General features: G+C 60.0%; 14 protein-coding genes. 7 read left to right on the top strand and 7 right to left on the bottom strand.

The window, feature by feature from the left end:
- Positions 1-26 precede the first annotated feature (26 nt).
- The 4 genes from IE061_RS11340 to IE061_RS11355 all read left to right on the top strand — a co-directional run bounded on the left by IE061_RS11340 (position 27) and on the right by IE061_RS11355 (position 5075).
- Positions 27-902 (top strand): AEC family transporter, encoded by an 876-nt coding sequence (locus tag IE061_RS11340; protein WP_039175659.1) that lies wholly within the window; start codon positions 27-29, stop codon positions 900-902.
- 80 nt (positions 903-982) lie between these two features.
- On the top strand, positions 983-2185 hold the full coding sequence (locus IE061_RS11345; RefSeq protein ID WP_084123727.1) for a PQQ-dependent sugar dehydrogenase: 1203 nt from the start codon (positions 983-985) through the stop codon (positions 2183-2185).
- A 32-nt stretch (positions 2186-2217) separates the two neighbouring features.
- Positions 2218-3663: a sensor histidine kinase gene (locus tag IE061_RS11350; RefSeq protein WP_096921350.1), complete on the top strand. Its 1446-nt coding sequence runs from the start codon at positions 2218-2220 to the stop codon at positions 3661-3663.
- 11 nt (positions 3664-3674) lie between these two features.
- Positions 3675-5075: a sigma-54-dependent transcriptional regulator gene (locus IE061_RS11355; protein ID WP_039175656.1), complete on the top strand. Its 1401-nt coding sequence runs from the start codon at positions 3675-3677 to the stop codon at positions 5073-5075.
- A 49-nt stretch (positions 5076-5124) separates the two neighbouring features.
- Here IE061_RS11355 and IE061_RS11360 read toward each other — a convergent pair whose 3' ends face one another.
- Together IE061_RS11360 and IE061_RS11365 are read right to left on the bottom strand one after the other, a co-directional pair.
- Positions 5125-5319, bottom strand: a complete 195-nt coding sequence (locus tag IE061_RS11360) for a hypothetical protein (protein WP_039175655.1) — start codon at positions 5317-5319, stop codon at positions 5125-5127.
- Between the two features lie 244 nt (positions 5320-5563).
- Positions 5564-5992 (bottom strand): hypothetical protein, encoded by a 429-nt coding sequence (locus IE061_RS11365; protein WP_193461637.1) that lies wholly within the window; start codon positions 5990-5992, stop codon positions 5564-5566.
- Between the two features lie 457 nt (positions 5993-6449).
- On the opposite strand from IE061_RS11365, the gene IE061_RS11370 reads away from it, so the two are divergent.
- A complete protein-coding gene (locus tag IE061_RS11370; protein WP_039175652.1) occupies positions 6450-8090 on the top strand; it encodes a BCCT family transporter in 1641 nt (546 codons plus the stop codon).
- Positions 8091-8185: 95 nt separating this feature from the next.
- On the opposite strand, the gene IE061_RS11375 is transcribed toward IE061_RS11370, so the two are convergent.
- From IE061_RS11375 to IE061_RS11385, 3 genes are all read right to left on the bottom strand, one after another.
- Positions 8186-8911, bottom strand: coding sequence for a 3'-5' exonuclease (locus IE061_RS11375; RefSeq protein ID WP_144979812.1), 726 nt, complete (start codon positions 8909-8911; stop codon positions 8186-8188).
- 1 nt (position 8912) lies between these two features.
- Positions 8913-10823 (bottom strand): DUF294 nucleotidyltransferase-like domain-containing protein, encoded by a 1911-nt coding sequence (locus IE061_RS11380; RefSeq protein ID WP_039175649.1) that lies wholly within the window; start codon positions 10821-10823, stop codon positions 8913-8915.
- 229 nt (positions 10824-11052) lie between these two features.
- Positions 11053-11442 carry a DUF4168 domain-containing protein gene (locus IE061_RS11385; RefSeq protein ID WP_039175645.1) on the bottom strand — a complete coding sequence of 130 codons (390 nt, stop codon included), beginning with the start codon at positions 11440-11442 and terminating at the stop codon, positions 11053-11055.
- A 146-nt stretch (positions 11443-11588) separates the two neighbouring features.
- Between IE061_RS11385 and IE061_RS11390 the strand changes: the two genes are divergently transcribed.
- Positions 11589-12512 carry a DMT family transporter gene (locus tag IE061_RS11390; RefSeq protein ID WP_052196320.1) on the top strand — a complete coding sequence of 308 codons (924 nt, stop codon included), beginning with the start codon at positions 11589-11591 and terminating at the stop codon, positions 12510-12512.
- Positions 12513-12549: 37 nt separating this feature from the next.
- A complete protein-coding gene (locus IE061_RS11395; RefSeq protein ID WP_444542709.1) occupies positions 12550-13317 on the top strand; it encodes an EAL domain-containing protein in 768 nt (255 codons plus the stop codon).
- A gap of 7 nt (positions 13318-13324) precedes the next feature.
- Here IE061_RS11395 and mtgA read toward each other — a convergent pair whose 3' ends face one another.
- Entirely contained in the window at positions 13325-14041 is a 717-nt protein-coding gene (gene mtgA, locus IE061_RS11400) for a monofunctional biosynthetic peptidoglycan transglycosylase (RefSeq protein WP_039175641.1), read from the bottom strand.
- A gap of 12 nt (positions 14042-14053) precedes the next feature.
- Positions 14054-14908, bottom strand: coding sequence for an S-formylglutathione hydrolase (gene fghA / locus IE061_RS11405; protein WP_016916326.1), 855 nt, complete (start codon positions 14906-14908; stop codon positions 14054-14056).
- Between the last annotated feature and the right edge of the window lie 20 nt (positions 14909-14928).

The following is a 14928-nucleotide window of genomic DNA, read 5'->3' on the forward strand; positions in this document are numbered from 1 at the left end:
GCGCTGAATCCCGTCAAGGAACGTTGATGCTCGCCGAACTGTTCGCCGTCATGGCCCCTGTACTGGCAGGCGCCGGGCTTGGCTATGCCTGGGTACGCCTTGGCCACCCCTACCCCGTCGATTTCATTACGCGTCTGGTCTTCAACATCGGCACCCCGGCGCTGGTACTGGCATCGCTGTCGGGCGCCAATATCGATGCGGGCACCTTTGGCCATGTCATGCTGGCCACCGCGCTGGTCATCCTGACCATGGGGGCTGCCAGCTTTCTGGTGGCCAAGCTGCTGGGCCGCCACTGGCGCGTGGTCATCGCCCCCATGATGTATCCCAATACGGGCAACATGGGCCTGCCGGTGGTGCTGTATGCCTTTGGAAGCGCCGGGTTTGCCTACGGCATCACGGTGATGGTGACCGTCTCGCTGTTTCAGTTCACCCTGGGGGCAGCGTTGGATGCCAAGGGCAACCCGCTCAAGACGCTGGTCAAGACACCAACCGTGTATGCCATCGTCATCGCCATGGCGCTGCTGCTCACCGATACCCCTCTGCCTCCTTGGCTGGCCAATACCGTCGACCTGATGTCGGGCTTCACGGTACCGCTGATGCTGATTACTCTGGGGGTTTCGCTGGCCAGCATCCAGGTCAAGAGCCTGCGCTCCGGCGTGGGTTTCAGCCTCATCCGTATCCCGCTGGCCGCCGTGACGGCCTGGTTCATCGCCGCCTGGCTGGGGTTGCCGCCCTTGGCACAAAGCATCCTCGTGGTACAGATGTGCATGCCGGTGGCCGTGTTCAATTATCTGTTTGCCCAACGCGCCCAGCGCGAGCCCGCTTATGTGGCCAGCCTGGTCTTCTGCTCTACGCTGCTGGCACTGATTTACCTGCCACTGCTGCTGGCACTACTGATGTAGGGTGGGGAACCCCACCCCCATGTCGCAGTCACTGCTAGACTGAACCGACCCATCTAGCCAACGTCACCGGAGAACCGATCATGTCCGAACGTCAGCCCGCTGTGTTGAACGTCTTCCCCCTTACTGCCTCCACGCCGGCTCAGGTGCGCCCTGCTGGCTGGCTCGCCATCGCCGCGAGTGGGCTGCTGTTGACTAGCGTTGCACAGGCCGAGACCGTGCACCAAGGGCTCGAAACCGAACACTTCCCGGTGTCCATCGAACGCGTGGCCAGCGGTTTCGAGCACCCCTGGGCAGTGGCATTTCTGCCCGATGGGCGCTACCTGGTCAGCGAGCGTAACGGCCAGCTCAATCTGGTCGACCCGGATAGCGGTGAGACACGCGTGCTGGAGGGCATGCCCGAGGTGAATCACCATGGGCAAGGCGGCCTGCTGGATGTGGTGCTGCATCCAGCGTTTGGCGACGGCGAACATGACTGGGTCTATTTCACCTGGAGCAAGCCGGAGGGCAGCCAGAGCCGTGCCGCGCTTTCGCGGGTCAAGTGGGAGGAGGACGCACTGGGCGAGGTGGAGCATCTGTTCGAGCAGGACCGCGCCTCTGCACCCGGCAGGCACTACGGTTCACGGATCGCCTGGCTGCCGGATGGCACGCTGCTGATGAGCATTGGCGACCGTGGCAATGAGCCGCCACGCGCCCAGGCCAGCGACGACCACGCAGGCACCACCCTGCGCCTGACCGCCACCGGTTCGGCCCCCGAGGACAACCCGTTCGTCGATGACGACACGACGCTGGACGAAATCTATACCCAGGGCAACCGCAACATTCAGGGCATGACCGTGCTCAGCAACGGTGAAGCCTGGGCCACTGAACACGGGCCGCGGACCGGTGACGAGCTGAACCTGCTTCAGCCGGGCAACAACTACGGCTGGCCCGAAGTGAGCCTGGGCAATGACTACGCCACCAATGAACCGATCGGCGTGGAGTCGAAGCCAGGCATGGAGGACCCCGTGTATCGGTTCGATGGACGGTTTGCCCCCTCGGGCCTGGCGGAAGTCACCAGCGAGGCCTTTGGCCCATGGCAGGGCAGCCTGCTGGCGGGCGGGCTGGCCAGCGAGCAGCTGTTGCTGCTGACCCTCGAAGAGGGCCAGGTCGGCCAGCAAGAGCAGATACTGGATGGCGAAGTGGGCCGCATACGCGATGTACGCCAGGGGCCCGACGATGCGATCTACCTGCTCTCCGACGGTGCCCAGGGCAGCCTCTATCGGCTGACCCCCAGCCCGCGTTGATACTTCTACTCACTGACCACCACGGATAGACGATGCGCCTACGTAACTTGATCATTCTCACGGTGATTGTGCCGCTTTTCATTGTGCTGGTGGTATTCAGCCTGGTGGCCATCAAGTCGCTGGAGGATAACGTACGCTCCAAGCTGCAAACCGAGGTGGAGATCATCACCCGGGCGCTGAGCACGTCGCTGAGTTACGCGGTGGCCCGCGACAGCGCCACGCCCCTGGAGGAGGCCCTGCAGTCGGCCTTCTCGTTTCACCGTATCTACGGTGCCTATGTGTTCGACACCCATGGGCGCGAAGTATACGGCCTGGGGCTGGGCAAGGACCTGTTCACCCCTGAAGAGATCCGGAAAGTCATCGAACGCGACGACCTCTACAGCAACTATCGCCAGCAGGAGGGCTGGACCTACTACTCGGCACTGATCCCGCTGCGTACCCAGGATGGCAGCGTACAGGGCGTGCTGCAGGTCAACCGCCTGAATACCGGCATCGAAAACTACACCGGGTTCATCAGCATCGTGGCCGTGCTGGTCTTCGTGATCGGTGCGGCGGGCATCGTGTTCAGTATCTGGTGGGGCTTCCGTCGCTACATCGAGCGCCCCCTGAACCGGCTGCTGCACGTCATGCTGCTGGTAGAAGATGGCGACCGCAGCCAACGGGCCACGGCTGATGGCCCTACCGAATACCGTCGGCTGGCCTCAGGCCTGAACGGAATGCTGGACGCCATGGCCGAGAAGGACCGCGATATCGAGGATCGTCAGCGCCGCGAGATCGAGCTGGAAAAACGCCTGCGCAAATCCAAGAAGCTGGCCGAGCTGGGCGTACTGGCAGCGGGTGTCGCCCATGAAATCGGTGCCCCGCTCACCGTCATCAACGGCCAGGCCCAGCGCCTGGCACGCCGGGACACCATCGGCGACGATGAGCGCGCCCGGCTGGGCAGAATACGCGGCGAAGTGGAGCGTATCGTCGAAATCGTGCGCCAATTGATGGAATTGGGCCGACAACATAACGTAGAGAAAGGAAATCAGGCGCTCGACCAGCTTATCCTGAGTGCCAGCGAGCTGGTCGAGGAAGAGCTGGAGCCAAGAAATATTCGTCTGGATATTGATCTTCCTGCACCGACCCCCCATTTACTGGTCAATGGCCAGCAGATCATCCAGGTGCTGACCAACCTGTTTCGCAATGCAGCGCAAGCGCCCGACGTGAACCATATTCGTGTCCGCGCGAAGGCCCATGAGGAAGAGCTGACGCTATGGGTAGAGGATAACGGGCCAGGCATACCGCCCTCCCATCACCATCAGGTATTCGACCCCTTTTTCACCACCAAGCCGGTGGGGCAAGGCAGTGGCCTGGGGCTGTCCATGGTACACCGCATTATCAACGACCACGGCGGGACGATTGGCGTTTTTGACAGCACCCTGGGCGGTGCTGGCTTCGAGATCACGCTGCCCCTTTGTGACACCGCATCCGCTTGAGGACAACGTTTGTGACCCATCAGGAACACCTGTTACCGCTTTTGGTGGTGGAAGATGACGCCGCTATACGTGAGTTATTGGAAGAGGAGCTTCACGATGCGGGCTATGAAACCGTAGGCGTCGCCAGCGCCGAAGAAGCCATTGCGCTACTTAGCCATACCCCGGTGGCGATGATGATCACCGATGTACGGCTGCCGGGCATGACCGGCATTCAACTCTTGCAGCAGCTTCGCCAGAGCGGCAGCGAGCTGGGCATCATCGTGATTACCGCGTTTGGCACCATCGACCAGGCCGTGGAAGCCCTGAAGCTGGGGGCCGACGATTTTCTGACCAAGCCGCTGGATCTGGATGCGATTCGCGAAGCGGTGTTTCGTGTGCTGGAGCGCCAGCGCCTCTCGCTATCGCACGATACCGAGCTGAGCCACTTCCATGGCATCGTGGGCAAAAGTCCGGCGATGCAGTCGCTGTTCCACGATGCCTCGCGGCTGGCCAAAAGCGACGCTCCCATTCTCATTCTGGGTGAAAGCGGTACCGGCAAGGAGCTGCTGGCGCGGGCCATTCATCAGGAGAGCAGCCGCCACGACGCGCCTTTTGTGCCCGTCAACTGCGCCAGCATTCCCGCCGACCTGATGGAAAGCGAGTTTTTCGGCCATGTCAAAGGCGCCTTCACCGGCGCCAACGAAGCCCGCAAGGGCCTGTTCCAGAGCGCCCAGGGGGGCAGCCTGTTCCTGGATGAAATTGGTGAAATGCCGATCAACCTGCAGGCCAAACTGCTGCGTGCCCTGCAAGAGAAGACCGTTCGCCCGGTGGGCGGGGAGCGCGAGGAACCGGTGGACGTGCGCATCATTGCGGCCACTCACCGTAACCTGGAAAAGGAGATCGAGCAGGAGAACTTCCGTAGCGACCTGTTTTATCGTCTGGAAACGTTCTCGCTGCGTATTCCTCCCCTGCGCGAGCGCGGCACCGATGTGGAACACCTGATCTTTGCGCTGATCGACAAACACGCCGAGTCTCAGCACAAACAGGTGGAGCATATCGAGCCCGAAGCACTCAACAGCCTGCTCAACTACACTTACCCTGGCAACGTGCGCGAGCTGGAAAACGCCATCATGCGTGCAGTCACCTTGAGTGAGGAGGGCCTGTTGAAGCATCAGGACCTGCCCGAGCGTCTACGCGATCAGGCTCATCAGCAAAACGGTGACGACCCCACGCCGACCTTGAGTGGCGAAGTATTGCCCGGCACCTCGGCACCGGCCCCTGCTCCGGCCCGCTGGCCCAGTCTGGAAGAGGTGGAGAAACGCTACATCCGCAAAGTGCTGGAAGCCACTGGCGGCAACAAGCGCCGTACGGCGGAAGTTCTGGGCATCGCGCGGCGAACGCTCTACCGTCGCCTGGAAGACAGCGACGAGTGACCCATAACGAAGCCGCCCCCATGTCAGGGGGCGGTCTCGTTGAAGCCTCTTAATTATCCACGCCCTCCCCCGGCGTCTCTTCAGGGGTGGTGCCATCATTGGCCATGGGGCCACTGCCCATGGGCTCTTCCGGCTCGGGCTCTCCGTTAGGCGGCGAGCTGTCGCCACACCCCGCCAATACCCCGGTCATCAAGAGCGCACTGAACAACATTGCATATACACGCTGGTGCTTTGGTGACTTCATGTCGTGCTCCTTCCCTTTTGAAAATCTCTTGTGAAAACGCCCTCCATGGAAAGCGAGATCGTCGAATGCGTTTGGCAGGCCAAACACCTGCTTGTTCGCCTCCTGCCTGTTTAACTTTAGCGGCTACTGACCAGGATGCAAAAAAAACCCCCGCGGGCGCGGGGGTGAAAGGATGACAGGCCGTGTGGAGCAGCCGCAGGGAACAGACAGCTGGGCGACCTGGCATCGTAGGGAGCGGTAAACATTACTGGGTCGTGGTCATCTCGTCTTCGTCGTCCGCAGGTACTTCGTCATTGGCGCCGGGCATCGGGTCGGTGCCTTCACCAAAACCAGGCTCTTCCTGCGGGTCGGTCATATCCGTGGTCTCGCCGGGCATGGGCTCCTGTGTGGATGCGGCATCACCCTCGAGGCCTGGGTCAGCCGCCATGGGATCGTCTGCCATGGTATCTGCTGGAGCAGCGGGCTCTTCGCCCATCATGCTATCGCCTTCGGTAGTGCTGGGCACTTGGCCGGAGGTGGCATCCTGTTCCATGGTCTCAGGCTGCTGAGCCGGGGGCATCTCGTCTTCACCATTTCCACAACCTGCCAGTGCCAGCGTGCTGACCGTGGCGGCGAGCATGCATAGTGTCAGTACGCGTGGACGCTTGGTTGTCTGGGGAGTCTGCTTATCCATAAGAGTTGCCTCCATTACTGATTACATGTTGCTCGTCCTGCATCTGCAAAGACCTTTTCACACAACGTGCCAATCTTTCCAATATAAAAAATAATCCATTAAAAACAAAATCTTGAAAAAACAACAATGGGCGCATCAAACACTGAAACATGATGGCCAGGCAGGTTAAAAATGGCACATGTGGCATTTTTCAGCTCAGATGCTGGCGGCGTTGTGACACACCGACCAAGACCATGTATAATAAAAATTAATCAAGAAAATAAAAAAAACAGGTCATTCCGTTATGAATGGTGGTGAGATCGCCACGACCACCTGCGATACCCACCCATTGACCGTATATCTTGGTTGCGTTGATAAACATTAATCAACATTTGCTACCCTAATAGTTGCATCATTCGCTTGCCAGGCACTTGTCCCGTGGCCTTTGGCAGTTTTTGTTCGACATGGAGAGGCTTTTGTGGAAAACCCAGACGCTAAACGTCCCCCTGAAGAGCCGGTCTCGGAGGGCATTCCTGCCCCGGATGGCCCGGCCAACCTGATAGATACCGACTACGTGATCGGTCAGGACAACATTACCACCAGCACCATGGGGTTCAGCCTTGACCTGCACGGCAAGGTATTTACCATCTCGGCGCTGGTGGTACTGCTGTTCGTGATCCTCACGCTGGCGCTACAGGACACCATCGCACCGCTTTACGACTCGATTTTCGGCTTTCTGACCGGCAACCTGTCGTGGTTCTTCATTCTGTCCGCCAATATCTTCGTCCTGCTTTGTCTGGGCTTGATCGTATCGCCGTTGGGCAAGATTCGCATCGGCGGAGCGGACGCCAAGCCTGATTTCACTTATACCGGCTGGTTTTCCATGCTGTTTGCGGCGGGTATGGGCATCGGGCTGATGTTCTTCGGGGTCAACGAACCGCTGACCCATTTTGGCACCTCGCTGGACGGCGGAGACTGGGCACCGTTGGCGGGAGCCGAAGGTGACACGGCTGCCGCCGCTGCGCTGGGCATGGCCGCGACCATTTTCCACTGGGGCCTGCACCCGTGGGCCATTTACGCCGTGGTCGCGCTGTCGCTGGCACTGTTCTCCTTCAACAAGGGTCTGCCGCTGTCGATGCGCTCCGTGTTCTACCCGCTGCTGGGTGAGCGCGTATGGGGCTGGCCAGGGCACCTGATCGATATTCTGGCGGTGTTTGCCACGCTGTTCGGTCTGGCGACCTCGCTGGGGCTGGGTGCTACCCAGGCCGCTGCGGGCTTGAGCTATCTGTTCGGCGCACCGGAAAGCGATGTCACCATGATCCTGTTGATTATCGGCATCACCATCATTGCCATCGGCTCCATCATTGCCGGGGTCGACAAAGGCGTGCAGCTGCTGTCGAAAATCAACATCGCCATGGCGGCGGCACTGCTGTTCTTCGTCATCGCGGTAGGCCCCACCCTGCTGATTGCCACGGGCTTTTTCGAAAACCTGATCAACTACGTGGTGCATCTACCGGCCCTCTCCAACCCCTTTGGCCGTGAAGATGCCAACTTCAGCCAAGGCTGGACTGCCTTCTACTGGGCCTGGTGGATCTCCTGGTCACCCTACGTCGGCATGTTCATCGCGCGAGTTTCCCGTGGCCGTACCGTTCGTGAATTCCTGATCTCGGTGCTGCTGGTGCCTTCGATCGTCTCGGTGCTGTGGATGACCACGTTCGGTGGCACTGCCATCGACCAGTACGTGAGCCAGGGTATCGAAGCCGTGCGTGACGCCGGTGTGGACCTGCAGCTGTTCGTGATGCTGGAGCAGTTGCCGCTGTCGCAGATCACCTCGTTCATTGCGATTCTGCTGGTCATCATCTTCTTCGTGACCTCGTCTGACTCGGGCTCGCTGGTCATCGACTCCATCACTGCCGGTGGCAAGGTGGATGCTCCCAAGCCGCAGCGCGTGTTCTGGGCGATCATCGAAGGTGCCATTGCCATCGCCCTGCTGTTGGGTGGCGGCCTGACGGCCCTGCAAACCATGGCCGTATCGACGGGCTTCCCGTTCACCATCATCCTGCTGGTGGCCTGCTACGCCATCATCAAAGGGCTGATGAGCGAACCCAAAGCCGTTTGACCCCTCCTTGGCCAGCGTTTCTTGCTGGCCTTACGCAAAACGGGCAGCCCATGGGCTGCCCGTTTTGTGTTTGCCACTACCCCCACTCTAGTCCGTCAGCACCACAGCGCCTTGAGCGGCGTATCCGGTGAGTAGCGGTTGGCGATTTGCGCCTGCAGCAGCTCGGCGGTGGCCAGCGCATCCACCAGGGCGTGGTGCCCCTGGTAGGGCGGCAAGCCATAGCGTTCACGGCTGGCATTGAGCCGAATCGAGACTGGCGGCCTGCCCAGCCAGCGGCGAAAGCGCGCCCACAGGGTCTGCCGATGCAGTCTGGCTTCCAGCGACATCGTGTCGATCATGGGAAACAGCACGCCCTCGCCGCGCCGCTCCTTCACGGCGGCATCCAGAAAAGGGCGCTCGATGTTGCGAAAATGGACCACCACCACTCGGCCCGCCAGCACCTCCAGTAGCTCATCCAGCACCTCGTCCAGATCAGGGGCGTCAGCCACCTCCGAGTGGGTGATATGGTGGTAGGCGATGGAGGCTTCGTCCAGCGGCCGCGCAGGCTTCACCACCCAGTAACGTCGCTGGGCAAGCGATATCCGCCCCAGCGTAAAGGGCACGGCCCCCACGCTGACGATACCGTGGCGACGCTCGTCCAGCCCAGTGGTTTCCAGGTCCAGCGCCACCATGGGCACCTCGCCCAGAGGGGTGTCGGGGTCTGGCAAGGGCGTGCTGAAGAAACGCTGCAACGCCTCATTATCAGCGCGCTGGGCGCGAGCAGCCATGTAGCCAGCCCAGTCGGCCTGGGTCACTTTCTGACGTGGGCGAATACCGTGCATATCAACGCCCCTGCCGTTGCGTGGGAATCGGGTAGCGGAATTTCAGGAATTTCTGCGCATGGCTCAACACCTGAAACGCATCCTTGAGCGTGTGCCGCTCGCTGTCTTCGACGTTTTCGGGTTCGATGTTGTTATCCGGCTCGCGCTCTTCCTGCAGGTCGATGACCTGATGGCGAATACGCGACATGCACAGGAACTCCAGGGCATAGCTCAGCTTGTCGCTGACCCCGGTGGCCAACAGCTGGGTCTGGCTGATGTCGTTCAGCCGCTGAAAAGAGTTCTGCGCTTTGGAGCCACAGGCCAGCGCATGCACACGAATCAGGTCTACCATGGGCGCCGTACCACGCCGCTTGAGGTTGATGGAGTTGTTGTGCTTGCCATCCTTTTCCATCACGAACGTGCGGAAAAAGCCCAGCGGGGGCGTACGGTTCAAGGCATTACGCGCCATGGCGGCCAGAAACAGCGGCGACTGGGGTGCCGTCTGGGCGATCAGGTCCTGAAGCGCTTCCACGTAGTGTTCTTCGCCATAGATACTGTCCAGGTCGAAAAAGATCGAGCTGTGCAGCAACCTCTCCGGAGTTGGGTTGGCCATCCAGTCCTGGAAGTAGCGTTTCCACACGCTCAGCGGCTGGCGCCACTGGCGGTTGGTGGCCATGACATCGCCTTTGCAATAGGTGTAGCCACAGGCGGCCAATCCATCGCTGACAAAGGCTGCCAGCGCCTGGAAATACGCGTCGTGCTCGTCCGGGTCGAAATCATCGGACAAGATCAGCGCATTGTCCTGGTCCGTCACGATGCTCTGCTCGTTACGCGCCATGGACCCATTGACCATGAAGCAGTAAGGCACCGGGGGTGGCCCCAGCGACTCTTCGGCCAACTCCAGCAAACGGCGGGTAAAACTGCGCCCGATGGTCGATAGCGCGCTGCCCACCATCTGTGAATTGGCCCCCTCCTGCACCATCCGTGCAAAGGCAGCGCGAACATCGGGCAACAGCTTGGCCAACCCTTGGGCGCTGGACTGGTTGAAAATATTGCTGACCAGATAAAGCCCGCTATGGGTCTCGTAGCGAATGATATCGGAAAGATGCACCACACCTACCGGGCGCTGGCGATACAGCACCGGCAAGTGATGCACGTTACTGCGCAGCATCACCAGCATGGCCTCGTAGACCGTGGCATCCGACTGGACGGTAATCAGCCGCTCTGATACCACATCGCCCACGGGCGTGGAGGGCGCCAGCCCTTCGGCCACTACCCGCGTGCGGAAATCGCTGTCGGTGAGAATGCCGCACATCTGCCAGGTCTTGCCTTCGCTGTCCTGAAAGCTGTAGCGAGGATGATTGCTCCCCTCATCGATCACCAGTACGGCCGATGCCTGGGCAGCGCTGATCTGCTGTGCCGCCTGCTGAACGCTGGTGGTGGACTCCACCATCACCGGATAACGTGTCACCAGCTTGCGTATGCGCGTGACCATCATGTCGTTGGACTTTTTCTGCTGCTCGGCAGCGGTCTCCAACCGAGGCCGCTCCAGCTCCACGAAGTCGGCAAACTCATCGTCTTCCTCACAGAGCCGCTGGAAAACGTCGTTGGGTATGAAATAGATCAACGTATCTTCGATGGCCTTGGCAGGAAAGCGCACCTTGTGGTTACGCAGCAGGCTGAAATGACCGAAGATGTCTCCTTCTGCCAGGCGATTGTAGAGTTCGCCCTGCCGCCGATACACTTCTACTGCCCCACTGCGGATATAGCACAGCTCATCGAGGGTGGCGTCCAGCTCGAGAATGTCGCTACCCGTCTTGAAGTAACTCACCTCCACCCGGGCGGCAATGGCGTCCAGTAGCTCATCGGACAGCCCATCGAATGGCGGGAACTGTCCCATGTGCTGGCGGATTTCCAGAAGCTCCACGTCCATACGCTCTCCTGCAGAGGCTCAAAGGGTTAATGATCAGCCATTTAGTGTGGCGTGTGCGTCGGTAGAGGACAACCTTTCAGCCTGGGTGAACCACGCAAAAAAAAGCCCAGCGCGTTGGCGCTGGGCTTTTGGACCACAGAACAGGCAGGTACTTCGCACGTTAAGGAAAATCTGGCACTATCCTGCAGGTCTCGATGGTTCACCACCGCCAGAGGCGGTGGCAACAGGCTTATGACTGGCTAGCCATTTCCTGTACACGCTGCATCATTTCCGGATCCTGCTGGATGGATTGACCGATAGCATTGAACGTGTCGACGTCCAGACCGCTGTCTTCGACCACTTCGATCATGCGGTCATTGGCTTCAGCGCGAACTTCCTGTTGGGCAGCTTCGTCTTCTGCTTCCTGCAGACGCTGTGTGTACTCCTGAGAGATCACGGCGATTTCTTGAGAAGCATCGGCGAACTGCTGTAGCTGCTGATCAGAAAAATCCTGTGCAGGCGCCTGCTGGGTCGCCATCGGATCTTGTGCCGGGTCCTGGGCTTGCTGGGCGTGGGCAGTGCCCGCCATCAGGCCAGTGGCAAGGAGAGCAGCAGAGAACAAAGCAGTCATACGTTGCATGGTAAGAAACCTCATTGGCGCGTTATGAATGTGCACAGTGTGACGCGTGGTTCAGGCACAGGTTCAATCTTTTATGTAAAAACACGTTACAAGAAGAACAGAACGTAACAACAACAGATAAACAACACGCTGGCAATAGGAGCTTTATGTCTAGCCATTTCAAGGCCTTGCAAAACATGCACGGCCATTCGCTCGCGCTGGCCGCCATGCCTGGGCTCTTCGTGCTGTTATGGAGCACGGGGTTCATTGGTGCCAAGTTTGGCCTGCCCTACGCCGAACCCTTCACGTTTTTGTTTATCCGCTTCGTGTTGACGCTGCTGCTGCTCGTACCGCTGACCTTGCTGATGCGCATTCCATGGCCGAGTTCACCAAGGCTATGGATGCATATCGGGATATCGGGCCTGCTCGTGCATGCCACCTATCTTGGCGGCGTATTCTATGGCATTTACCTGGGAATGCCAGCGGGTCTGGCGGCCTTGCTGGTCGGCTTGCAGCCATTGTTGACCGCCGCCTGTGCAGGCCCACTGCTGGGCGAACGCCTGGGCGCGCGACAATGGCTGGGCCTGGCACTGGGGCTGGTAGGCATCTGCCTGGTGCTGGGCAGCAAGCTGGAGTTTGGCAGTTCGCTGTTCAGCGGTTTTGGCATGGGGGCGCTGGTCAGTGTACTCGCCGCATTGCTGGGTATTTCACTGGGCACGCTGTACCAGAAACGCTACTGCACCAGCATGCCGCTGCTGTCGGGTGCAGTGATTCAGTACCTGGCTGCAGGCACCCTGCTGGGCTTGGGCGCGCTGTTGTTCGAGACCCGCTCCGTAGCGTGGAGCACGACCTTCCTGCTGACGCTGGGCTGGCTCGTGCTGATTCTGTCAATTGCCGCTATCCTGTTATTGATGGCCTTGATAAAAAAGGGGGAGGCTTCCCGCGTGGCAAGCCTCTTTTATCTGGTGCCTCCCGTGACCGCGCTGCAGGCGTGGTGGTTATTTGATGAACGGCTGCCGCTGATGGGGCTCATCGGTATGGTCATTGCCATCGCAGGGGTGGTGATGGTCGTCAAATCCGCCAGCAAATAACCCTAATAATTTTGATCGTTCCAGGGCTTGGAAGAACATGACAGCACAACCTCATTGCGCCAGGGTAAACGGCGTCTGCAACCGCTGCGACACACCGGTACCTTTCGCGTTTACCATGGCCTTTCAGCCCATCGTGGACGTAGCACGTCGTGAAGTGATCTATTACGAAGCGCTGGTACGAGGCATCAACGGTGAGTCCGCCTTTTCCATTCTGGAGCAGGTGACCGACGACCTGTTGTATCGCTTTGACCAGGCATGTCGGGTCAAAGCCATCGAGTTGGCCAGTGAGCTGGGGATGGCGGCGCGTCTCTCGATCAACTTTCTTCCCAATGCCGTCTACGAACCCGAAGCCTGTATTCAATCTACCCTGGAAACATCACGCCGGGTGGGCTGGCCCACCGAACGGCTGAACTTCGAAATCACCGAAACCGAACGGGTGGTCGACCGAACACACCTGCGCAACATCATCGATAGCTATCGCCGCATGGGGTTCACCACGTCGCTGGATGATTTTGGCAACGGCTACGCCAACCTGGACCTGTTGACCGATCTGCGACCGGATACGCTGAAGGTAGACCGAGAGCTGGTCATGGGCTGCGACGGCAATCCACGGCGGCAGGCCATTCTCAAGAGCCTGGTCGCCCTGGCGCGCACTCTGGGCACCCAACTGGTGGCCGAAGGGGTCGAGACACGGGCGGAGTCACGCTGCCTGCTGGCCTTGGGCATTTCGGTACAGCAGGGGTATTACTTCGCCAGGCCACAGGTAGGCGTGCTGGCCAGCGTGGCTGACGAGCAATACGATTGAAGAAGGTTCAAAGACGTTCGAGGTAAGCCGTGCCGCCCAGATTACGCATCTGTTGGCGGATCCACTGGCCGCGGCGCTCGACCTGGGCGTCGGGTCGCGATGCGCTGCGAGTGCGCGGGCTAGGCAGGATGGCCGCCAGCAGGCTGGCCTGGCGCTCGGTCAAGGCACTTCCGGAAGCACCAAAGTAGTGGTCGGCGGCAGCTTCCAGCCCAAACACCCCGGTATCCCACTCGGCCACGTTCAGGTACACCTCCAGAATCCGCTGCTTGCTCCAGAAGGTTTCGATCAGCAGGGTGAACCAGGCTTCCAGCCCTTTGCGCAGCCAGCTGCGCCCACTCCATAGGAAAACGTTCTTGGCCGTTTGCTGGCTGAGCGTACTGGCTCCCCGCAGCCTCGAGCCATCGCGGCTGGCCTCCCAGGCACGACGCAGCTCCACCACATCGAAACCACGATGAATCGGGAAGCGTTGGTCCTCGGCGGCAATCACCGCCAGCTTGGCGTTATTCGAGAGATTGTCCCAGCTACGCCACTGGCGCTGGATGGTGATGGGTTCGCGATGGACCCAGCTTTGTACCTTGCGCTCCACCATCACCATGGAACCCGGCGGCGGCACGAAGCGAAACAGCCACACCAGCGCCACCGAGAGCAGCACAAAGGCCAGCGCGCCACGCCAAACAAGACGCCAAAGCAGACGAAGAACTCGGCGCAGCGCGCGATTGACCATGTCTCGGTACCCTTAACGTTTCATGAGGTGTTCCGCATGATAGCGCAAATGGTCCTCGATGAACGAGGCGATGAAGAAGTAACTATGATCGTAGCCTGGCTGACGGCGCAGCGTTAGCGGGTGATCATGCTCGGCGCATACCGCTTCCAGACGCTCGGGCATCAGCTGCTCTTCCAGGAACTGATCGGCTTCCCCTTGATCGATGAACAACCGCTGCCGGGAAGCGCCATTGGCCACTAGCTCGCAGGCATCGTACTGGCGCCAGCGGGTCTGATCTTCTCCAAGGTAGCTGGTGAAGGCTTTTTGCCCCCAAGGGCAGTTCATCGGGTTCACGATCGGCGCAAAGGCCGATACCGAACGGAAGCGCCCCGGATGACGCAGCGCCAGAATCAATGCACCATGCCCTCCCATGGAGTGCCCGCTGATCGACTCGCGGCCATTGACCGGAAAATGCTGACGCACCACGGACGGCAGCTCTTCGACCACGTAATCGTACATGCGGTAGTGAGGCTTCCAGGGCGCCTGGGTGGCGTTCACGTAGAAACCTGCGCCGGACCCCAGATCGTAGCTTTCATGCTCGCCGGGCAACTCCGTGCCGCGCGGGCTGGTATCCGGGCACACGATCGCCACGCCCAGCTCTGCCGCAATGCGATGCGCGCCAGCTTTCTGCATGAAGTTTTCGTCATTGCAGGTCAACCCCGACAGCCACCACAGAAGGGGCACCCGCTCGTTTTCGGCTTGTGGCGGCAGGTACACCGCAAAGACCATGTCGCAGTCCAGGGCTCGGGAGTAGTGGCGGTAGCGCTTGTGCCAACCGCCAAAACTGCGGTTTGCCGACACCAGTTCCAACGTTTCACTCATGCTCATGGGCAGGCTCCTTAAACAGT

Source organism: Vreelandella hamiltonii, from assembly GCF_014651795.1.
GTDB lineage: Bacteria > Pseudomonadota > Gammaproteobacteria > Pseudomonadales > Halomonadaceae > Vreelandella > Vreelandella hamiltonii.